The organism is Arthrobacter gandavensis (assembly GCF_039528575.1).
GTDB lineage: Bacteria > Actinomycetota > Actinomycetes > Actinomycetales > Micrococcaceae > Arthrobacter_B > Arthrobacter_B citreus_B.
The window spans coordinates 592,432-613,075 of the sequence record NZ_BAAALV010000002.1 but is presented as its reverse complement, the minus strand read 5'-3'; the positions used below and the strand labels follow the sequence as shown (position 1 = coordinate 613,075).

Annotated in this window: 20 protein-coding genes and 1 other RNA gene; 11 read left to right on the top strand and 10 right to left on the bottom strand. The window is 66.4% G+C overall.

Features of this window, described 5'->3' with window-relative positions; translation table 11 throughout:
* The first annotated feature begins 1 nt into the window (after window position 1).
* The gene (locus tag ABFX29_RS06125; protein WP_152225767.1) at window positions 2-1,459 is read left to right on the top strand and encodes a benzaldehyde dehydrogenase; all 1,458 of its coding nucleotides are present in this window, start codon (window positions 2-4) and stop codon (window positions 1,457-1,459) included.
* 62 nt (window positions 1,460-1,521) lie between these two features.
* Here ABFX29_RS06125 and ABFX29_RS06120 read toward each other — a convergent pair whose 3' ends face one another.
* The 3 genes from ABFX29_RS06120 to ABFX29_RS06110 are packed head-to-tail and all read right to left on the bottom strand — an operon-like array spanning window position 1,522 to window position 3,298.
* On the bottom strand, window positions 1,522-1,977 hold the full coding sequence (locus ABFX29_RS06120; protein WP_152225765.1) for a carboxymuconolactone decarboxylase family protein: 456 nt from the start codon (window positions 1,975-1,977) through the stop codon (window positions 1,522-1,524).
* Window positions 1,974-2,294 carry a GNAT family N-acetyltransferase gene (locus ABFX29_RS06115; RefSeq protein ID WP_211372332.1) on the bottom strand — a complete coding sequence of 107 codons (321 nt, stop codon included), beginning with the start codon at window positions 2,292-2,294 and terminating at the stop codon, window positions 1,974-1,976. Before ABFX29_RS06115 ends, ABFX29_RS06120 begins: the two co-directional genes overlap by 4 nt.
* 17 nt (window positions 2,295-2,311) lie before the next feature.
* Window positions 2,312-3,298, bottom strand: coding sequence for a pirin family protein (locus tag ABFX29_RS06110; protein ID WP_211372331.1), 987 nt, complete (start codon window positions 3,296-3,298; stop codon window positions 2,312-2,314).
* A 195-nt stretch (window positions 3,299-3,493) separates the two neighbouring features.
* Here ABFX29_RS06110 and ABFX29_RS06105 point away from each other — a divergent pair, with 195 nt between their 5' ends.
* From ABFX29_RS06105 to ABFX29_RS06090, 4 genes are all read left to right on the top strand, one after another.
* Window positions 3,494-4,030 (top strand): dihydrofolate reductase family protein, encoded by a 537-nt coding sequence (locus tag ABFX29_RS06105; RefSeq protein WP_152225763.1) that lies wholly within the window; start codon window positions 3,494-3,496, stop codon window positions 4,028-4,030.
* Between the two features lie 135 nt (window positions 4,031-4,165).
* Entirely contained in the window at window positions 4,166-4,984 is an 819-nt protein-coding gene (locus ABFX29_RS06100; RefSeq protein WP_152225761.1) for an alpha/beta fold hydrolase, read from the top strand.
* Window positions 4,981-6,579 carry an ATP-binding protein gene (locus tag ABFX29_RS06095; protein ID WP_152225759.1) on the top strand — a complete coding sequence of 533 codons (1,599 nt, stop codon included), beginning with the start codon at window positions 4,981-4,983 and terminating at the stop codon, window positions 6,577-6,579. The genes ABFX29_RS06100 and ABFX29_RS06095 overlap by 4 nt, the downstream gene beginning before the upstream one ends.
* A 145-nt stretch (window positions 6,580-6,724) precedes the next feature.
* Window positions 6,725-7,198 carry a GtrA family protein gene (locus ABFX29_RS06090; RefSeq protein WP_152225757.1) on the top strand — a complete coding sequence of 158 codons (474 nt, stop codon included), beginning with the start codon at window positions 6,725-6,727 and terminating at the stop codon, window positions 7,196-7,198.
* On the opposite strand, the gene ABFX29_RS06085 is transcribed toward ABFX29_RS06090, so the two are convergent.
* The 4 genes from ABFX29_RS06085 to ABFX29_RS06070 all read right to left on the bottom strand — a co-directional run bounded on the left by ABFX29_RS06085 (window position 7,195) and on the right by ABFX29_RS06070 (window position 10,772).
* Window positions 7,195-8,037 carry an SDR family oxidoreductase gene (locus ABFX29_RS06085; RefSeq protein ID WP_152225755.1) on the bottom strand — a complete coding sequence of 281 codons (843 nt, stop codon included), beginning with the start codon at window positions 8,035-8,037 and terminating at the stop codon, window positions 7,195-7,197. The genes ABFX29_RS06090 and ABFX29_RS06085 overlap by 4 nt on opposite strands.
* 98 nt (window positions 8,038-8,135) lie before the next feature.
* Window positions 8,136-8,858 (bottom strand): AAA family ATPase, encoded by a 723-nt coding sequence (locus ABFX29_RS06080; protein ID WP_152225753.1) that lies wholly within the window; start codon window positions 8,856-8,858, stop codon window positions 8,136-8,138.
* Between the two features lie 179 nt (window positions 8,859-9,037).
* A complete protein-coding gene (locus tag ABFX29_RS06075) occupies window positions 9,038-10,333 on the bottom strand; it encodes an MFS transporter (protein WP_152225751.1) in 1,296 nt (431 codons plus the stop codon).
* Between the two features lie 70 nt (window positions 10,334-10,403).
* The gene (locus tag ABFX29_RS06070) at window positions 10,404-10,772 is read right to left on the bottom strand and encodes an L-rhamnose mutarotase (protein ID WP_152225749.1); all 369 of its coding nucleotides are present in this window, start codon (window positions 10,770-10,772) and stop codon (window positions 10,404-10,406) included.
* Between the two features lie 304 nt (window positions 10,773-11,076).
* Here ABFX29_RS06070 and rhaI point away from each other — a divergent pair, with 304 nt between their 5' ends.
* The 4 genes from rhaI to ABFX29_RS06050 all read left to right on the top strand — a co-directional run bounded on the left by rhaI (window position 11,077) and on the right by ABFX29_RS06050 (window position 16,997).
* Window positions 11,077-12,243 carry an L-rhamnose isomerase gene (gene rhaI, locus ABFX29_RS06065; RefSeq protein ID WP_152225747.1) on the top strand — a complete coding sequence of 389 codons (1,167 nt, stop codon included), beginning with the start codon at window positions 11,077-11,079 and terminating at the stop codon, window positions 12,241-12,243.
* Window positions 12,244-12,300: 57 nt separating this feature from the next.
* Complete coding sequence (locus tag ABFX29_RS06060; RefSeq protein ID WP_152225745.1) at window positions 12,301-14,364, top strand: bifunctional aldolase/short-chain dehydrogenase; 2,064 nt, start codon at window positions 12,301-12,303, stop codon at window positions 14,362-14,364.
* A gap of 29 nt (window positions 14,365-14,393) precedes the next feature.
* Window positions 14,394-15,857, top strand: a complete 1,464-nt coding sequence (locus ABFX29_RS06055) for a rhamnulokinase (RefSeq protein ID WP_152225743.1) — start codon at window positions 14,394-14,396, stop codon at window positions 15,855-15,857.
* Between the two features lie 123 nt (window positions 15,858-15,980).
* Window positions 15,981-16,997, top strand: a complete 1,017-nt coding sequence (locus ABFX29_RS06050; protein ID WP_152225741.1) for a LacI family DNA-binding transcriptional regulator — start codon at window positions 15,981-15,983, stop codon at window positions 16,995-16,997.
* A 98-nt stretch (window positions 16,998-17,095) separates the two neighbouring features.
* On the opposite strand, the gene ssrA is transcribed toward ABFX29_RS06050, so the two are convergent.
* Window positions 17,096-17,468, bottom strand: a transfer-messenger RNA (tmRNA) gene (gene ssrA / locus ABFX29_RS06045).
* A gap of 70 nt (window positions 17,469-17,538) precedes the next feature.
* Between ssrA and ABFX29_RS06040 the strand changes: the two genes are divergently transcribed.
* Together ABFX29_RS06040 and yczE are read left to right on the top strand one after the other, a co-directional pair.
* Window positions 17,539-18,171, top strand: coding sequence for a nucleoside/nucleotide kinase family protein (locus ABFX29_RS06040; RefSeq protein WP_152225739.1), 633 nt, complete (start codon window positions 17,539-17,541; stop codon window positions 18,169-18,171).
* A gap of 82 nt (window positions 18,172-18,253) precedes the next feature.
* Complete coding sequence (gene yczE, locus ABFX29_RS06035) at window positions 18,254-18,859, top strand: membrane protein YczE (protein WP_152225737.1); 606 nt, start codon at window positions 18,254-18,256, stop codon at window positions 18,857-18,859.
* Window positions 18,860-18,951: 92 nt separating this feature from the next.
* Here the strand turns inward: yczE and ABFX29_RS06030 are convergent, their stop codons facing one another.
* Together ABFX29_RS06030 and ABFX29_RS06025 are read right to left on the bottom strand one after the other, a co-directional pair.
* Window positions 18,952-19,707, bottom strand: a complete 756-nt coding sequence (locus tag ABFX29_RS06030) for a PDC sensor domain-containing protein (protein WP_152225735.1) — start codon at window positions 19,705-19,707, stop codon at window positions 18,952-18,954.
* The gene (locus tag ABFX29_RS06025) at window positions 19,704-20,489 is read right to left on the bottom strand and encodes a GntR family transcriptional regulator (RefSeq protein WP_152225733.1); all 786 of its coding nucleotides are present in this window, start codon (window positions 20,487-20,489) and stop codon (window positions 19,704-19,706) included. Before ABFX29_RS06025 ends, ABFX29_RS06030 begins: the two co-directional genes overlap by 4 nt.
* Window positions 20,490-20,644: the final 155 nt, after the last annotated feature.

The following is a 20,644-nucleotide window of genomic DNA, read 5'->3' as shown; positions in this document are numbered from 1 at the left end:
CATGTCCCTCCTCACCACCTCCGATTGGCACGGCAAGATCCACACAGGCACCTGGACCGCCGGCTCCGGCGGCACCATTGAGGTCATCGAACCGGCCACCGGCTCCAGCCTGGGAACCGTTGGAGCGGCCACCCGCGATGATGCACTGGCCGCCGCCACCCGCGCCGCTGCCGCCCAGCAGGAGTGGGCGCGGACCAAGCCGGAAGTCCGCGCCGCCGTGCTGCGCCGTGCCGGCCAGCTGTTCGAAGAACATGCCGAGGAGATCCAGGGCTGGATTGTGCGGGAAACCGGCGGCATCGGTGCCAAGGCCGGGCTCGAGACCCACGTGGCCGCCAACGAATGCTTCGACGCCGCTGCCCTTCCGGCGCACCCGGCCGGAGACGTCCTCACCAGCAACGAGGACCGCTGGTCCTTCGCGCGGCGCCGGCCGGCCGGCGTCGTCTCGGTCATTTCCCCGTTCAACTTCCCGCTGATCCTCTCGATCCGCTCCGTGGCCCCGGCTCTGGCACTGGGCAATGCCGTGCTGCTGAAGCCGGACCCGCGCACCACTGTGTCCGGCGGCGTCGTCATCATGCGGGTGTTTGAAGAGGCCGGACTTCCCGCTGGCCTGCTGCAGCTGCTGCCCGGCGGGACGGACGTCGGCCAGGCACTGGTGGAAGCACCGGAAGTCCGGGTCATCTCCTTTACGGGCTCGACGGCGGCAGGCCGCAAGGTGGGCGAAGCAGCCGGCCGCCTGCTCAAGCGGGCACACCTCGAACTGGGCGGAAACAACGCACTGATCGTGCTCCCGGGGGCGGACCTTGACCTTGCGGCGTCGGCCGGTGCTTTTGGCTCCTTCCTGCACCAAGGGCAGATCTGCATGACCACCGGGCGTCACCTTGTCCACGAATCCCTGGCTGAGGACTACACATCACGGCTCGCGGACAAGGCCAGGAACCTGCCGGTGGGCGACCCGGCCAGCGGACAGGTGGCCCTCGGACCGATCATCGACGAACGGCAGCGGGACAACATTGACCGGCTGGTGCGGGAAGCGAAGGACGCCGGAGCCCAGATCGCCGCGGGCGGCACCTATGAAGGCCTGTTCTATTCCCCCACCGTCCTGACCGGCCTAACCCCGGAAAACCCGGCCTGGACCCGGGAGATCTTCGGGCCGGTGGCTCCGGTGCTGTCCTTCTCCACCATCGAGGAAGCCATCGCCCTGACCAACGCCTCGGAGTACGCACTGTCCGTAGGGATCCTGGGCGACGTGGGACTGGCCATGGAAGTGGCTGACCGGGTGGTTTCCGGCAAGGTCCACATTAACGAACAGACGGTCTCCGATGAGGCGAATTCACCGTTTGGCGGGATGGGTGCCTCAGGGACAGGTTCACGTTTCGGCGGTGCTGCGGCGAACATCGATGCCTTTACCGAAATTCAGTGGCTCACTGTGCGTCCGAAGATCGCTCCGTACCCGTTCTAGGGATGCAGAAAGCCCGGGCCCTCCGGCCGGCTGGCGGATTGGGACCCGGGCTTTTTGGCCCGCTAGCGCGGGCGGACGGGGTGACCGCTGATGATCGAGACGCGGTTGAAGGCGTTCATGGCCACCACCGCCCAGCTGAGCACGGAGAACTGTTCCGGGCTTAGCTGCGCGCGGTACTTGGCAAAGATCGCTTCGCGGTTTTCCCCCGGCGGCAAGTGGGTCAGGGCCTCGGCCAGGCCCAGGGCCGTCCGTTCCGTGTCATCGAAAAGGGCTGTGTCCCGCCACGCAGGCAGGACCGCGAGCCGCTGTTCGCTCTCCCCGGCTTCCCGGGCCTGGCGGGTATGCAAATCCAGGCAGAAGGCGCAGCCGTTAAGCTGCGAAACACGCACGTTGACCAGTTCCATCACAATGCGGCCCAGGCCGGCCTCTTCGGCCGCGCTCCTAATGGACGCGGCGGTGGCAGCCAGCGCCTGGTAGACCGGACGGTGCTGCTTGTCGATAAAGACCTTCTCACTCAACGTGCCGGCTCCTCGCTGCTGTTTTCAGTGGTCTTCGGCCAGTCCACGAAGCCGGTGTATTCAGGATGCTTCGTGAGCCAGCGGGCGATGTAGTGGCAGTACGGGACCAGCCGCAGTCCGGAGTCGCGCACGTCCTCGACGGCGAAGCGGGCGAGTTCCGAGGCCACGCCCTGCCCCGCGTACGCGTCGGAGACCTCGGTGTGGGTGAATGCCCGGCTTCCCGGCCGGTCCCGGTAGGCGGCAAAGCCGGCAACCGTGCCGTCGCCGTCGTCGATCGCCTCGTAGCGGTGCTTCGCGGGGTTGTGCTGCATCTTCATTGAGTTGCCTTTCTTTGTCAGCCGCGCGGACGCAGCCGGGCGTTGGGCAGGACCGGCGCCGGCAGGGGCGGAAGCGGATCATCCGGGACCGCAGTAAAGCGGACTGCGTGATCTGCGCCGGGATGGGTTTCCGCACCGATGTGCTGCTGCCAGTCGCGGCGGTACTGGACGATCTCCTCGTGGCTGCGGCCGATGAAGTTCCACCACATGACGATCGTTTCACCCAGCGGTTCCCCGCCGATGAGCACGGCTCGAACCGGCGCACCGGACGGTGCGCTGATCCTCAGTGTGTTGTTGCCGGGCGGCAGGTAGGCCAGTTCCGCGGGGGCGACGGCGGCACCCTGGAAGTGCACTGCCCCGGTGTCCGCGAGGAGTCCGTACGCAAACCGGGGGTCGGCTTCGAGCTCCAGTACGGTCCCGGGCTCAAGAAGCAGCTCCGCACCGACGATCGGCGAATGGGTGCGGACCGGGGAGACTGACCCGGCCAGCGCCCCCAGGAAAATCCGTGCCTCCCAGCCCTGCCCGCGGACCGGCTCCGGGGCATAGTGCTCAAAGCGCGGGTCAGTGTGACGGGATGCCTCCGGCAGGGCGAGCCAGAGCTGGACGCCGTGCAGGATGCTGGCCTGCGGCGTGGAAACCTCGGAGTGGGCGATGCCGCGGCCGGCGGTCATCAGGTTGAGCTCACCCGGACGGACCATCGCGTGGGCACCGGTGCTGTCACGGTGCTCGATTTCGCCGGTGAAGAGCCAGCTGACCGTCTGGAGCCCGGTGTGCGGATGGGGAGGCACCACCATTCCTCCGGTGCGGGCAACGGCGTCGGGCCCGTAATGGTCCACGAAGCACCAGGCTCCGATCAGGCTGCGGCCGCGCTGGGGAAGGGTGCGCCGCACCGGCATGGCCCGGGGCCCGCCCAGCGGCACATCGCGTGGTGTGTGTATTTCGACGTCGGCGGCTGGGGTACTGGCGCACTCGACTTCCAGCGGGGCAGTCTCGACGTTGCTCATGCCTCTCCCAATCCATTCCGTGTGACAGGTATTCCCTCATGGTACATGCATATGCATATAAATAGGAGGGTTCGCTCTGCGAACAGACAGATAGTGCCCGATAGTGCGCCCAAACAAGCAGTATCTGCCATCTCGCCGGGGAGGGATGCCCCCGCGGCCTAACCCCGGAACACCGGCCGGCGGTAGGCTCAGGGCATGCCAAAAGTCATCTACTACGTCGCTTCGTCACTGGATGGCTTCATCGCCACCGAAGGCAACAGCCTTGACTGGCTGCTGGATTTTGGCTTCGCATCTTTCCAGGACCACTACGACCAGTTCATTGCGGGAGTGGGCGCGCTCATCATGGGTGCGCAGACCTACGAGTGGATTCGCCGGGAACAGCCGGACACCTGGGACTATGGCGAGCTGCCCTGCCTGGTGCTGACCCACCGTGAGCTTCAGGCTCCGGCCGGATCAGGAGTCAGGTTTGCCAGCGGGGATCCCGGGCCGGTCCTGGAACAGGCCCGCGCCCTTGCCGGAGACAAGAACATTTGGGTGGTGGGCGGCGGCGACGTTGCAGCGCAGATCGCGGACGCCGGGCTGCTGGACGAACTCTGGGTCACCTACATGCCGGTCGCCCTGGGCGCCGGACGGCCCCTGCTCCCGGTGTCGTCCCCGACCGGCCGCATGCACCTGATCGGCACCACGTCCTTCAACGGCGGCGCGGCGGAACTGCGTTTCGCCCGGGGCTGACCCCGGGCGCAGTACACGCCGGGACGGCGGAAGGCGTGTCGTGCATCCGGGGATTCTCCCTGGTGGGCATCGGTGACGGTAAAGTTCACTCCAGCACCTCCACCCCCATAACACACAACCAAAGGCCGCCGTCCCATGACGACTGACGTTTCTGCCCGTAACAATGTCCGAATCCTGGGCAACAGCGCCGGCCCTGTGGTCATGTTCGGACACGGATTCGGGTGCGACCAGGGGATGTGGCGGCGGGTCCTTCCCTATTTCACCAATGATTACCAGGTGGTCGTTTTCGATCACGTGGGCGCGGGCGGATCAGACAAGGACGCCTACAGCCCCGCAAAGTACGGTTCCCTCGACGGGTATGTGCAGGACGTGCTGGAAATCTGTTCAGCGCTGGACCTGCGCGATGTGAGCTTTGTAGGACACAGCGTCAGCGCCATGATGGGCGTGGCAGCCGCAGCCCAGGCGCCGGAGAGATTCGCGAACCTCATTCTCCTGGCATCGTCCCCCAGCTATATGGACCGCCCGGAAGACGGTTATTCGGGAGGCTTCAGCGCCCAGGACATCGATGAACTGCTGGTCTCCCTGGATACCAACTACCTTGTGTGGGCGGCGGCAATGGCCCCCATGATCATGGGGAACCCGCAGAGCCCGGAACTCCACAACGAGCTGGAGGGCAGCTTCTGCCGCCTCGACCCGGCCGTTGCCCGCGACTTCGCCGACGTTTCTTTCCGCTCCGATGTCCGGAGCCGGCTGGCGGACGTCCAGGTTCCCTCGCTGATCCTGCAGTGCTCCGACGATCTGCTGGCCCCCGCGCACATCGGCGCCTACACCCGCGACAAGATGCCCAATGCCACCCTGGTCCAGCTGCGGGCTACGGGCCACCTGCCCCACGTCAGCGCACCTGAGGAAACGGCGGAAGCTATCCTCGCCTACCTCGCACGGACACAGGCGTGAGCGATAAGCCTGGCGGGGCGGAGCTCGCTCCGGCTGCAATCGGCCTGGACTACCAGGAGCTTTTCCACAGTTCACCGTCCGGGTACCTGGTGACCCTGGAGGACGGGACGATTGCCGAAGCGAACGCCACGTTCGCCAACTGGATCGGCTGCCCCCGCGAAGACCTGATCGGCACCAGCCTGCTCTCTCTCCTGCCCATCGGTGACCGGATCGTGTACTCCACGCATGCCCTGCCGCAGCTCGGCGTTGGCCGGTCCTTCGCCGAGCTGGCGGTCGACTTCCTCAGCGCGGACGGCACCCGGCTGCCGGCCCTTATCTCGGCTAACCGGCAGCCTGCCGAGGGGACCCGGCCGGCCATGGACCGTGTTGTGGTCTTCAACGCCCACGAGCGCCGCCTGTATGAGCGCGAGCTCGTGACCGCCCTCCGCGCGGCAGAGCAGGCCGAAACCGCCCGGGCCAGCGCCGAAGCCGTGGTGCTGGAGAAGCAGCATGCGCTGCAGGAGAAGGACCGCGTGCTGCAGGAAAGCCTGGCGGAAAGCCGCCGCAAGGAATCCCTCCTGCAGACTGTGCTGAACACGGTGGAGGTGGGTGTCTCGGTGGTGGATGAAGAAGGGAACACGATCCTCACCAACTCACGCCAGCGCTTCATCAACCGCCGTGCGCTTCCGCCGGGCAGGGACGAGGCGAACGAGTGCGAGCTGCTGATCTACGGGCCGGACAGGGTAACCCCCCTGCCGCCGGAAATGCGGCCCGTGCGCCGCACCGTCCTGGGCCAGTCCTTCTCGGACCAGCTGGTGTGGTTCGGCTGCGGCGATGCGCAGCGGGCGTTTTCCGTGACTGCCCGTTCCGTCCAGCGCCAAGGCGGTTTCCAGGGATCCGTGCTCGCCTTCAGCGACGTGACGGGATTGGTGAACGCGGTGGCCGTCAAGGAAGACTTCGTGGCCAATGTGTCCCACGAGCTGCGGACGCCGCTGACCTCGATCATGGGTTACCTGGACCTGGCCCTGGAGGATGAGGACCAGATCCCTCCGTATGTGGCGGCGTCGCTCCGCGTTGCGCTGCGCAATTCGGAAAAGCTGCTGGAACTGGTCTCCGACCTGCTCTCCGCCGCTGCGGGACCAAGCAGCATTGAACGCGTGCCCGCCGATCTGTCTGAACTGCTGAGCAGTTCCCTGACCTCCGCTGCGCCCCGGGCAGAGATTAACAAGGTCCAGCTTGTCCCCGATTTCCCGGCTGAGCTTCCCGCTTTCCTGGACCCGCAGCGGATAAGCCAGGTGATCGACAACCTGCTTTCGAACGCAGTGAAATACTCCCCCGACGGCGGCAGGGTCACGGTGAGGGCTTGGAACACTCCGGATAGCCTGACTTTCGAGGTTTCCGACACCGGCATAGGCATGACCCAGGCTGAGCAGGCAGAGGTCTTCACGAAGTTTTTCCGCTCCGGGACCAGCCGGAAGGCTGCCATCCCCGGTGTGGGACTTGGCCTGGTCATTAGCAAGAACATCGTCGAGGCCCACGGCGGAACCATTACCCTGCAGAGCGAGGCCGGGGAAGGCACAGTCTTCACTGTCCGGCTGCCCCTCCCGGCCCGGTAACGCAGGGGCGCGGCGATTTTGTCCGGTTTTGGTGCATGTGGAAACATCGAAGCAGAGCCCCTTTCCGTGGTTCTTGGGCCTGCGGCAGATCCGCGGGACAACACCCCTCGGCCCGCGCCGGGCTGGAAGAAGAACTGGTAGCAGCATGGACGGCATCTCGACTGCCCGGAGGGTATTCCGGAGACTGGGCTCGTTCTCTCTTGTTGGTACCGTCGCCTTCCTGGTGGACATTGGCCTGTTCAACCTCCTGGTTGCCACCGTCCTTGACGACAACCCCATCTCAGCCAAGATCGTCTCAGTAGTCGTCGCGACGACGATTTCCTGGCTGGGCAGCCGGTACCTGACCTTCCGCCGCACCCGGGGCCGGAGCGTGCGGTCGGAGACCGTCCTGTTCGCGCTGACCAACCTTATTGGGCTGGGGATCGCAACCGGCTGCCTGTTTGTTTCCCACTACGTCCTCGGCTTCACCAGCCAGTTCGCCGACAACATTTCGGGCAACCTTATCGGCGTCCTGCTGGGCAACGTCTTCCGCTATTTCGCCTACCGGTACATCGTGTTCACCGAGCCGAAGGGCAGCACCGGCGCTCCCGCCCGGGAAGACGCGGAACTGCAGCGCTAGCCTCGCATGGCAGGCGGTTCCGGCGCTGCCGGCGGCTGGCCCGGAAGGGCCGCACCTGCCGGTGCCGACGGCGCCTGACCCGGCTCCGAGCTCAGTTCCGCCACCTCATAACGTGCCAGCCCGGCGGTCTCTCCGCCGTCGGCGACGAATTCGGCGCCCGTGGAAAAGCTCGATTCGTCGCTGGCAAGGAACAGCACGAGGTTCGCGATCTCTTCCGGCTCACCCATGCGGTGCAGCGCCACATGCTCCTGCCCGCCTTCCAGTCCGTCGGTCATCGGCGTCCGCACCGCGCCCGGGTGCACCGAGTTGACCCGGATTCCGTAGGGCCCAAGATCTATGGCAACGGACTTGGTCAGTCCGCGCACGCCGTATTTCGCAGCCGTGTAGCCGGGCAGGTCCTTGTACCCCTGGAGTCCAGCTGTGGAGGACAGGTTGATGATGGACGCACCGGAGGACCGCTTCATGGGTTCCACCACGGCTTTGATGCCCAGGAACACTCCGGTCAGGTTGATGCCGATAATCGAGTTCCACTGCTCCAGCGTGTAGTCCTCGATGCTGCCGAAGTTCGCGATCCCGGCGTTATTCACGAGTACGTCCAAGCCTCCGAACCGGTCTTCGGCTTCCCTGACAGCGCCCGCCCAGTCTTCGGGGCTGGTGACATCCAGGTGGACGAAAGCCGCAGCGGACCCCAGCGAATCGGCAAGTGCCCGCCCATCGCCGTCGAGCACGTCTCCAATGAGTACCTGCGCACCCTCCTCCGCCAGCCGGCGCACCACGGCGGCCCCGATGCCCCGCGAACCTCCGCTGACCAGAACCGTCTTGCCGCTAACCCGTCCCATGGAACCTCCTCGAATTGGCCGCAGGGGCGTCGGTACCCCTGGCAACTGCCATGTGCACATCCAACTACCCAGTGCCCAGGAAGTCACGGATTGCCGGATTAGAGGTGGCGGAGGAACCTCTCCGGCGAACTCATGAAGGACCTCCAGTTCTCCACCAGGTCAAGCTCCTCCCACGTCCGGCGCCGCAGCCCCCAAGTGCCCACTTCCAGGATCTCCGCCCCGGGCAGTGCCGCCAGCAGCGGCGAGTGGGTGGACATGATGACTTGTGACCGGCCGTCGGCAAGCAGCCCTTTCAGCACCGAGAGAAGCCTGAGGCAGCCGGAGAAGGACAGTGCCGACTCAGGCTCGTCCAGCACCCAGAGCCCGCGTCCCCGGAAGCGGTCGGCAGCCAGCTCCAGGAAGGACTCTCCATGGGACATTTCGTGGAAGGGGATGTCTGGCCGGTCCATGCGGGGATTCTCTTCGAGATACGTGTAGAAGCCGTGCATCGTTTCGGCTCTCAGGAAGTATCCCCTCCGGGTGGCACCGACGTTCCGAATCAGCCTCAGGTGGTCGGCCAGGACGGATTCCGTGGCCCGCGTGGAGTGCCGCGCGCCGGTCGACCCGCCTTCTGCTGACAGTCCGTAGGCAAGGGCAACGGCCTCCACGAGTGTTGACTTCCCTGAGCCGTTTTCCCCTACAAGGATGGTAGCGGGCCCCAAATCGAGGCCGCGGTCCAGTATCTGGGCCACGGGCGGCAGCACTGCCGGCCAAATAGTGCGCGCCAGAACGTGGGCAGGGTCTTCCTCCAGCCGGCGGACCGGGAATCTGTGCATGGCCATGCGCCCCATTGTTACAGCACGCGTGGGGACGGCCGGCGCCCGGACCCGGTAGCGGGTGGACACTGCAGTGGAGGTGTTCTGCACGGACATCCGCTGAACTGCCTGCAGCAGCACAAAGGCCTCCGCCCCGGCCCGGCGCGAAGCCGGTACCGGGACGGAGGCCCGTGGTTTTTGTGCGCCTAGACTGTCTGCTTGGCGGCACCCGGAGCGTTGCCGTAGCGCTCCGCCTCGATGTCTTCCAGGGTCCGGCCGCGGGTGTTCGGGGCCCACAGGACGCCGATCACCATGGCTGCCACGAGTGCACCGATCATGATCATGCCAACGAACGGCACGCCCTGTTCGGCCAGCAGGGTGGGGAACCAGTAGCTGAGCACGCCGACGACGATGCGTGCCACGAAGAACAGCACGCCCTGGGCGCTGGCGCGCAGGCGGGTGGGGAACATTTCTGCGGCCCAGAGAGCGTAGAAGGCCTGGGCGCCGATGCCTGCGGAGATACCCCAGAGGGCGGCGAACAGGATCAGCACCGGCATGGTGACGTGCGCGAAGACGAGCAGCAGCCAGGCAATGATGCCCAGCACGGCTCCGATGCCATAGAGCTTGCGGCGGTCAACCCGGTCGCCGTACTTCATGAAGCCGAAGTAGGTGGCTACCACGGTGAGGGTCCACAGGAGCACCTGCAGCAGGTTCTGCTGGGTGGCGGATTCGACGCCCGCGGTTTCGTAGACGCGCGGCATGAAGATGCCCATCTGGCCGGCAACCAGGTTCCAGAGCGCGTACACGCCGGTGAGGAACAGCAGGGCCTTGAGGTTGGTGGCGTTGGTGAGCAGTTCACGGTAGTTCCGGCGCTTGATTCCACCGGCTTCGGCCGTGCGGCGCTCTTCGTCGGACTTCTTCCAGGTGACAGATTCCGAAAGGCCCCGGCGGATCCACCAGGTGACAAAGGCGACCACAAAGAGGTGGGCAAAGATGATTCGGCTGCCCGTCAGGCCAAGCGGCACCACGATGGTGGCGAACAGGAACACCAGTGCCGGGCCAAGCGACCAGGCCAGCTGGGCGGTGCCCACATGCTTTGCGCGGTGTTCAGCCGGGGCTTCCTCGGCGATGTAGGTCCAAGCCACCGGTACACCGGCGCCCACGGCGATGCCGGTCAGGATGACGCCGACAATGAGCATCCAGGGAGCCACGGCGAAAATGACCAGCAGGGTGCCCAGCATGTAGAGGATGAGGTCATAGGTGTAGATGAACTTCCGGCCGTACCGGTCACCCAGCGGTCCGCCGATGAGTGCGCCAATGGCCGCACCGAACGCGTTGGCGCTCAGGGCCGCGACGAGTCCCACCAGCAGGTTGCTGAACCCGAAATACTCCTGCCACAGGGACAGGCTGGTGGCCAGCGCGATGATCGAACCGGCCTCGATGTAGTTGGACATGGACACGGCGATGGTGGCTTTCCATCCGCCGAGCTTCGTGGTGCTCATGGCGAGCCTTTCTGCAACAGTGAAGAAGGTGCTGTGAAGCGGGCACGGCTGTGCCCCGGATAAAACTGGGTTAGGAGAGGTGGAAGTACTGCGTCAGCGCCTGCGCCGAGGTACCTTCCACGAAGTACTGGGCCATCTCGGCCTGCCACCGGGTATTGACGGGATGCGCGTCCATGAGCTTTTGGGTGGCTTCGGCGTCTTCCGCCTCAAAGTAGCCCACAACCAGGCCGTCTTCCGCGCGAAGGAACAGCGAGTAGTTCCGCCATCCGGTCTCGCGCAGCGCGTCCAGCATTTCCGGCCAGACCCGCTGGTGGACCTCGACGTACTCGGCCAGCCGCTCCGGGCGGATGTGCAGCAGGAAACACCCGCGGGTCCTGGTGACCCCGGCAGGAAGCTGAACCAGCTCCTGCAGCTCGGCCGTGGCTAGGGGAGATCCCATGCATCACTCCTTCGTAATGTGGCGGGTCCGGGAGGACTTCGCACCTGTGGCGGCAGCAGGGGTGGCCACTCCGGAAGGATGGGCCGGCCGAGCGGATCCTGTGAGGGACCTCTCATGCACTGCCGGACTCATAGTACCCAAAAATTGAGACGTTTCAAGAAGTCGTTACTCCCGCTGCCATAGTTCTTTACCGGGACCACGTTTGACCTTCCCAGCCTGAACGGCATACTTTGATGAAACGATTCAATGCGGTGCCCAGAATGACCCGGTGCCGCCCGCCGGCTACCACAGAGAAGTGACGCACATGCCTGTATTCGACGACATCGCCCCCCAGCTGGCCGCACAGGCCATCGAACTCCCGTCCTGGGCCTTCGGCAACTCCGGAACCCGTTTCAAGGTCTTCTCGACGCCGGGAACTCCGCGTACGGTGCAGGAAAAAATCGCCGACGCCGCCCAGGTGCACCGCTTCACCGGCCTGGCACCGGCCGTCGCGCTCCACATCCCGTGGGACAAGGTGGACGACTACGCCGCCCTCGCCCGCTACGCAGCAGACCATGGCGTATCCCTGGGCACCATCAACTCCAACACCTTCCAGGACGAGGAATACAAGTTCGGTTCACTCACCCACGCCGATCCGGGGGTGCGCCGCAAAGCGATCGACCATCACCTGGAGTGCCTGGAGATCATGAACGCCACCGGGTCCAAGGACCTGAAGATCTGGCTTGCAGACGGCACCAACTACGCCGGGCAGCAGGACATGCGCGGACGCCAGGACCGCCTGGCCGAGTCCCTGGCGGAGATCTACTCCAACCTGGGTTCCGAGCAGCGGCTGGTGCTGGAGTACAAGTTCTTCGAACCGGCTTTCTACCACACCGACGTACCGGACTGGGGCACGGCGTACGCCCAGGTCGCCGCGCTGGGCGACCAGGCCAAGGTCTGCCTGGACACCGGCCACCACGCACCGGGCACCAACATTGAGTTCATCGTGATGCAGCTGCTGCGCCTGGGCAAGCTGGGCTCCTTCGACTTCAACTCCCGCAACTACGCCGACGACGACCTTATTGTCGGAGCCGCAGATCCGTTCCAGCTCTTCCGCATCATGGTCGAGGTGGTGCGCGGCGGCGGACTCAACCCGGAAAACGGCGTGGCCTTCATGCTCGACCAGTGCCACAACATCGAGGAAAAGATCCCCGGCCAGATCCGCTCGGTGCTCAATGTCCAGGAAATGACGGCCCGTGCCCTGCTGATCGACGGCGACGCGCTCGCGGCCGCACAGGCAGCGGGGGATGTCCTCGGGGCCCACGAAGTCCTCATGGACGCGTTCTACACCGACGTCCGCCCGCAACTGGCTGCCTGGCGCGAATCCCGCGGCCTGCCGGCCAATCCGATGGCAGCCTACGCAGCATCCGGATACCAGCAGCGCATCACTGAAGAGCGCGTTGGCGGAACCCAGGCTTCCTGGGGCTCCTAAGCCGCCGCGCCGTCCCGCTCCCAACGAATTCCACCCACTCCACGAGGAGACTTCCGCATGAACGCCCACGCCAGCAACACGACGACCGGTCGGACCGTCGCCGCAGACCTCATCGCCCGTTCCAACCGGCTCGGATCAGACCCGAAGAACACCAACTACGCCGGCGGCAACACCTCCGCCAAGGGCACCGCGGCGGACCCGGTTACCGGTGAGGACATCGAACTGCTGTGGGTCAAAGGATCCGGCGGAGACCTCGGAACCCTCACGGAGAAGGGCCTCGCGGTGCTGCGCCTGGACCGGGTACAGGCACTGAAGAACGTCTACCGCGGCGTGGAGCACGAAGATGAAATGGTTGCGGCGTTCGACTACTGCCTGCACGGCAAGGGCGGAGCGGCGCCTTCGATCGATACCGCCATGCACGGGCTGGTTGACGCAGCCCACGTTGACCACCTGCACCCCGACTCCGGCATCGCCATCGCAACGGCAGCCGACGGCGAGGAACTCACCGCGAAGATCTTCGGTGACAAGGTGGTCTGGGTACCGTGGCGCCGCCCCGGGTTCCAGCTGGGCCTGGACATCGCCGCGATCAAGGAAGCCAACCCCGGCGCTGTCGGGACCATCCTCGGCGGCCACGGCATCACCGCCTGGGGCGAGACCAGCGACGAGGCAGAGGCCAACTCGCAGTGGATCATCGACACCGCCGAGGCGTACATCGCCGAACACTCCAAGGCTGAACCGTTCGGTGCGGCGCTGCCCGGGTACGAAGCACTGCCGGAAGCCGAGCGGCACGCCAAGGCTGCTGCCCTGGCCCCGGTAATCCGCGGACTGGCATCGCACGACCGCCCCCAGGTTGGCCACTACATGGACGATCCGCGGGTGCTCGATTTCCTCGCCGCCGCCGAACATCCCCGGCTGGCTGCGCTGGGCACCTCCTGCCCTGACCACTTCCTGCGCACCAAGGTGAAGCCGCTGGTCCTGGACCTGCCTGCCGAGGCACCCGTCGAAGACTGCATCGCACGCCTGAAGGAACTGCACGAGGTCTACCGGGCCGATTACCAGGCCTACTACGAGCGGCACGCTGATGCGGACTCCCCCGCCATGCGCGGAGCCGACCCGGCGATCGTGCTGGTACCCGGCGTGGGCATGTTCTCCTGGGGCAAGGACAAGCAGACCGCTCGCGTGGCCGGAGAGTTCTACCTCAACGCCATCAACGTGATGCGGGGCGCCGAAGGCATCTCCACCTATGCCCCGATCGATGAGTCGGAGAAGTTCCGGATCGAATACTGGGCCCTCGAGGAAGCCAAACTGGCCCGGATGCCCAAACCCCGCAGCCACGCCACCCGCATCGCGCTGGTCACCGGCGCGGCGTCGGGGATTGGCAAGGCCATCGCCACCCGCCTCGCTGCCGAGGGCGCCTGCGTGGTCATCGCCGACCTGAACCTTGAGGCCGCCGAGCAGGTGGCAGCCGAGCTGGGCGGCCCCGACGTGGCTATTGGTGTCCGCGCCGACGTGACCGATGCAGGGCAGGTTGCCGCCGCCATCGACGCCACGGTGCTGGCCTTCGGCGGAATCGACCTTGTGGTGAACAACGCCGGCCTGTCCATCTCCAAGCCGCTGCTAGAAACCACCGAAAAGGACTGGGACCTGCAGCACGACGTGATGGCCAAGGGCTCCTTCCTGGTGGCCAAGGCCGCTGCCAAGGCCATGATCGCCCAGGAAATGGGCGGGGACATCCTCTACATCTCCTCCAAGAACTCCGTCTTCGCCGGCCCGAACAACATTGCCTACTCCGCCGTCAAGGCCGACCAGGCCCACCAGGTGCGCCTGCTGGCAGCGGAACTGGGCGAGCACGGCATCAAGGTCAACGGCATCAACCCCGACGGCGTGGTCCGCGGCTCCGGCATCTTCGCCGGCGGCTGGGGAGCCAAGCGGGCAGCGGTCTACGGTGTGCCCGAGGATGAGCTGGGCAAGTTCTACGCCCAGCGAACCCTGCTCAAGCGTGAGGTCCTGCCGGAAAACGTGGCCAACGCAGCCGCAGTGCTGACCAGTTCCGACCTCTCCCACACCACCGGCCTGCACATCCCGGTCGACGCCGGCGTCGCCGCCGCGTTCCTGCGCTAAGCGGCGCGGCAGGAAAGGACAGAGTGACCATGGAGCAAACGGCATCCGTAGCGGCCGTCGACCTCGGGGCGACCAGCGGCCGGGTCATCCTCGGCGGCGTGTCCGGCGGGCGGATCCGGATGCGGCACGTGGCCCGTTTCCCCAACCAGCCGGTCCGGCTGCACGAGGGAGACGGGCCCGGCCTGCACTGGAACATCACCGAGCTCTACCGGTCCCTGACCGACGGGCTGGCCCAGGCGTTCCGGGAGGAACCGGACGTCCGGTCCATCGGCGTCGACTCCTGGGCAGTGGACTACGGGCTGCTGCGCGGCGGGAAGCTGCTGGGCCTGCCCTACCACTACCGTGACCACCGCACCGCCGGCGGTGTCCAGGCCGTGCACGCGGCAGTTTCCCCGGAGGAGCTCTATTCCCGCAGCGGGCTGCAGCACCTCCCGTTCAACACCGTGTTCCAGCTGGCCGTGGACCGGCAGCGCGGGGACCTGGCCATGGCGGAGCGGGCGCTGATGGTTCCGGACCTCATTGCCTACTGGCTCACGGGCCGGGAGGTCACCGAGGAGACCAACGCCGCGACAACCGGCCTCCTCGATGCCCGCACCCGGCAGTGGGACACCGCGCTGATGGACAGGCTCGGGCTTTCCGCTGACCTGTTCGCTCCGCTCATCGCTCCGGGGAAGCGGATCGGCGGGTTGCTGCCTTTCGTGGCCGAAGAGCTCGGCGCCCCGGCCGGCGTTCCGGTCACCGCAGTCGGCTCCCACGACACTGCGTCCGCCGTCGTGGCGGTTCCGTTCGCTGATGAGAATGCAGCCTTCATCTCCTCGGGCACCTGGTCGCTTGTGGGTGTTGAATTGCCCGGCCCGGTTCTGACTCCCGAGAGCCATGCCGCCAACTTCACCAATGAAGGCGGGGTGGACGGGCGCATCCGGTACCTGAAGAACGTGTCCGGGCTGTGGCTGCTCTCCGAGTCCATCCGCACCTGGGACGGACCCGGCACCACCGATTCCCAGCGCACCAGCAACCTGGCCGAGCTGATCAGCCAGGCGGCGGCGGTCACGGCTCCGGTAACGGTGTTCGATGTGCAGGACGAACGCTTCACGGCCCCGGGCGATATGCCCGCACGGATTACCGCCTGGTGCGAAGAGCACGGAGTGCAGCCGCCCCGCGGGCGGGCCGAAATGGTCCGCTCGATCCTTGAATCGCTGGCAGCGGCCTACGCGGACGTCATCGAACAGATGGAAACCCTCACCGGGCGCAGTATCCCCACCGTGCATGTGGTGGGCGGCGGCTCGCAGAACACCCTGCTCTGCCAGCTCACGGCCGACCGGACCGGGCGCACGGTTTACGCTGGGCCGGTCGAAGCCACCGCGATTGGCAACGTGCTGGTCCAGGCACGGGCTGCGGGCCTGGTTTCAGGCGGGCTGGAGGAGCTGCGCCGGCTGGTTGCCCGCACCTTCGAACCGATCCGCTACGAGCCGAGGGTCCGGGCCGCCCTGTAACATCTGCCGGCGCTCCGGCGCCCAAAGGACATGCTGCTTACAATAAGAACCTGTCCCGCGGGCCCGGCCCGCCGGTGACGGTGCCAGGAGAAGTGGACCCCGTCCGGACGGAAGAGAAGAGAAATGGACAGATTCCCGGTCAGCATCAAGGACGTCGCCCGGGAAGCCAAGGTCTCGATTGGAACGGTTTCCAACGTGATCAACCGGCCGGAAGTCGTCTCCGAGGACCGGCGCCGCCGGGTCCTGAAGGTGATCGAGGACCTGGGATATGTCCGCAACGACGTCGCACGCCAGCTCAAGGCCGGACGCTCCCGGACTATCGGACTGGTAGTCCAGGACACCGGCAACCCCTTCTACAACGAGATCGCCCGCGGAGCGGAAGCCGCTGCCGATACGCTCGGCCAGGCCGTCATCGTGGGCAACTCGGGGCTCTCCCCCACACGCGAAGAGGTCTACCTGGATCTGTTCGAGGAACAGCGGGTGCGCGGGGTGCTCATTACGCCGCAGTCCTCCCAGGACCGCAGCCGCATCGACCGGCTTCGCTCCCGCGGCACCCCGGTGGTGCTGGTGGATGAACAGGCTCCCGCCTCCCAGTATTGTTCCCTGGCAGTGGACGACGTCGAAGGTGGGCGAATGGCAGTCGCCCACCTGCTCTCCGGCGGCGCACGCAGCATCACGTTCGTGGGCGGCCCTGCAGGCCTGCACCAGGTAACCGACCGCCAGGCCGGCGCCCAGGCGGCCGTGGACGCGGTGCCCGGAGCCTTCCTGGACGTCGTAGGCACCACGGCACTGACGGTACTCGAGGGCAGGCGCGTGGGCGAGGAACTGCTCCGCCGTCCGGCCCGGTCCCGGCCGGAGGCAGTGTTCGCCGCCAATGACCTGCTGGCGATCGGACTGCTGCAGGCCTTCGTCTTCGACCACCGCATCCGGGTGCCCCAGGACATCGCTTTGGTGGGTTATGACGACATCGACTTCGCGCCGTCCGCGATCGTTCCCCTGTCTTCCATCCGCCAGCCGGCCCGGCTGATTGGGCGCACGGCGGTAGAGCTGCTGGAGGATGAGCTGGCGGAAGACCACCGCCACCGCCACGTGAGATTCCAGCCGGAGCTGGTGGTGCGGGAGTCGACCGGCAGCTTCTAAGCGCCTGGCCGCGCGGAAGCACCGGGACCTCATTGCGCCGAAGCTCAAAAGGCTGCGCCCCGGTCTTTGGAGCCGGGGCGCAGCCTTTTGAGGTGAAGCAGTGGAGATGGGGGGAATCGAACCCCCGTCCGATGCTGGAGTGCCTGGACTTCTCCGGGCGCAGCCTGCTCTGGATTTTCTTGGCCCCAGCCATCTGTGCAGGCAAGTGGCTGATCCGGGCCCAGCCGTTCAAAAAGTCCCGGACACCTGAACGGCGGCAGTGTCCGGCAGTGGCTTCCTAAATGACGCCAGGATCCGGAACGGAAGCGTTTTTTCGAATCTGACGGACTCACTCTGGCCTAGGCGGCGAGGGCGAAGTCAGTGCGCATAGGTTTGGCACTTATTGGTTTACAGGGGGCGTTTGCGAGATAACCCTGCATCCTCGGCCCGCTTCCCCACACACGGCAAACATCGTCGATACCGATCATCCCCATATTCAGTTACACCCCTATTAACCCACCGGGTCCGCAGAACATTCCAGCTCCTGGGACAAGATATTCATATGCAGATCCTGGACCGTTCGCTGGCGGAGCTCGCCGCTGAAGCCCGCCGGCTGGCTGCCGGCCACCGCCGCATCCTGGGCATCACCGGCCCGCCGGGCGCAGGTAAGTCAACACTCGCCGCAGCACTGGCCGCCGAGCTGGGACCCGAACTCGCCGTCGTGGTTCCGATGGACGGTTTCCACCTGGCTAACCAGGTGCTGGAGTCGAGGGGCAGCAGGGGCCGGAAAGGCGCACCGGACACGTTCGACGACGGCGGGTACGCTGCGCTGCTGCGCCGCCTCCGCGCGGCGGATGAACCGGTGGTCTACGCGCCGGAGTTCCGCCGGGACATGGAAGAGCCCATCGGTTCCGCGGTGCCGGTCCGGAGGGACGTGCCGCTGGTCATCACCGAGGGAAACTACCTGCTGCTGGATTCCGGGGCGTGGCCGCTGGCCCGGGAGCAGCTCGACGCCGTGTGGTTCCTGGCGCTCGGGGACGCCGAGCGCATCCGGCGGCTTCAGCAGCGGCACGCGGCGTTCGGCAAGAGCCGGGAAGAAGCCCGGGAATGGGCGCTGGGCAGCGACCAGGCCAACGCTGACCTGGTGGCTGCGCACGCAGGGCGCGCCGACGCCGTCGTACGCCTGCGCTCCTAGCCGGCTCGCTGATTACCGCGTATGTCTTCCGGTAACCGGGCAGCTTTTGGATTAAAGCCGCCGGAGGAGTTTGGTTGTTCTCATGTCCGCGAACTTCCTCCGCCGGGTGCTGCAGCTGCTGGCCGGCCTCTTCTTCTATGGCTTCTCCATCGGCATGATGATCCGTGCGGGACTGGGCGTCTCCCCGTGGGACGTGCTGGGGCAGGGCACCAGCCTGCAGACCGGCATCGCGTTTGGGCTGGTCACGAACCTGATCGGACTGGTGGTGCTGCTGCTGTGGATTCCGCTGCGGCAGAAGCCCGGAGTCGGGACCGTGCTCAACGTGCTGCTGGTAGGGCCCAGCGCTGAGGTGGCTCTGGCCGTTGTGGATGAACCGGCACAGCTGTGGGGGCAGATCCTGCTGTTTACGGCAGGGCTGGTGCTCCTCGCAGTGGCAACCGGGCTCTACATCGGCGCACGCATGGGCCCGGGTCCCCGGGACGGACTCATGACCGGGATCCACGCCCGCTTCGGCTGGCCGCTCTGGGCCGTGCGCACCGGCATCGAGGTGACGGTTCTTGCCATCGGCTGGGCGCTGGGCGGCGCCGTCGGGCTGGGCACCGTGGCCTTCGCCCTGCTGATCGGGCCGATGGTCAACCGCACCGTGCCGTTCTTCCACATCCCGGCACGCCCGGCGTCCGCTGTCTGAGCCCGCCCGTCCTCCGTCGAGAGGGCACTTACGGCTCTTCTGACGGCTGAGAAGAGCCGTAACTGGCCTTTCGGCGGGGCGGGAACGAAGCGCTAGAGCGGGACAACGACGGCGAGCGGCAGGCTCCCGCACGGATGCACGGCTGCGAACCGGCCGGTGTACTCCGGCCCGCGCAGTTCCATCCGCGCCGGATCCACAGCCTGCCGCCAGTCCCCCACCAGCAGCCGTCCGGCCGCAAGCTGGGGGTCGGCGGAAACCACTACCCGGCCCACGCGGTTCACCAGTGACGCCTCGGGGTGCACGCTGCGCAGGTCCGGAAGCAGGACTTCCTCCAGCGACTCGACGAACACGTCCGCTCCCACCACGCCCACCACCTTCCCGCCCACAGTGAGCGGAGAAGTCAGCGTCACGGTGTATTCATCGGTGCAGATGAAATCCACATACGGGCCTGTCACGTGGCTGGCGCCCGTCTCCACGGGAACGGTGAACCACTCCCGCCGGGAATATGCCTCGCCCATGCTCTCCACGGAGGAGAGCACCTGGATTTCCTTACTCCGCCCCTGCCACCAGGCCATGTGCCAGGGGGCGTCGCTCAGGGCATTGTGGGCGGCAACAAAACCACCTCCGGCCAGCGGATAATCGGTGCGCTGCAGCAGCGCGATGGTCAGGGGCTCGGCGACGGCGTCCACTTCCCGGCACGAGGGCCCTGGCCCGGGACCGCTGAAAAGCGGCTGGAGCCGCGGCTTCCAGTCCTGCAGGATCTCCAGGAGCTCGCGGAAGAACGTGCCGAGGTCCACCGGCAATGCTGGCGGGGACGGTTGTACTGGTTCACTGCGGGAAATGCTCATGCTTTCCTCCTGGCGGGTGCGGGTGGTTGCTCCGCCGTAGTGAGGGCGGCGGAGGAGTGAAGACGGGTGTGTTCATCGATCAGCCAGGCCACGGACGCCTGGACATACTGGCGGACCAGGGACCGTGCGGCGGCGGCATCGGCGTCGGCCACGGCCGCGCAAATCCCCCGGCAGAGGTCCACCATGGCGGAGTTGAAAGCGGGATCCGCGTGTGCCAGCCCCAGCAGGGATCCGTAGTCCGTGTGCAGGCGGACGTACTCGCGCGTCAGCCGGGCTGACTGGCTGAGCGCGGCGAGTTCAAGGAGGAAATCGCCGACGGCGCGGCTGCTGCCGGCGGGAACATCGAGCAGGTGTCCCAGCGCCTCCACATCCTCGCGGTCGGCGGCGTCGGCGGCGAGCTCCGCAGCGGTGGCCGCGATCGCCGCGTAGTGGATGGCCAGATCACGCAGTTCCACGCGGCTCATGCCGGTGAGGCGCCGGCGCACCAGCACCGACCTGTCTCCGGAAGGCAGCGTAATAAACGTGCCGCCTTCGCGCCCGCGGCGTGTTTCCACCAGCCCCCGGGAACGCAGGCCGGCCAGCGCCTCCCGGGCGGTAACCGTGGCCACGCCCATCGAGGCGGCCAGCTCCATTTCGGTTGGCAGCCGGTCGCCGTCCGCCAAGGCACCGGCTGAAATCCCTTGAACTATGCGCTCTTCGACGCGGCTGGCCTTGCCCGCGTCGCCCAGCGGAGCGAAGACAGCGGTGAGGAGGCGTTTCTGCGGAGCGGTGTTCTGGGGCATGTTCACGATCTTTCCAGCTTGGCGGACCGGACGGTGCCGGCGTGCCGGGCCGCGCATCCGTAACAAGAAATTTACTTGAAGTGACCTGAATTACATATAACATCTGGTTTCATAGCTTTACTACCTGACGCGCTTCGGCGCTTCCAGCTGAAGTG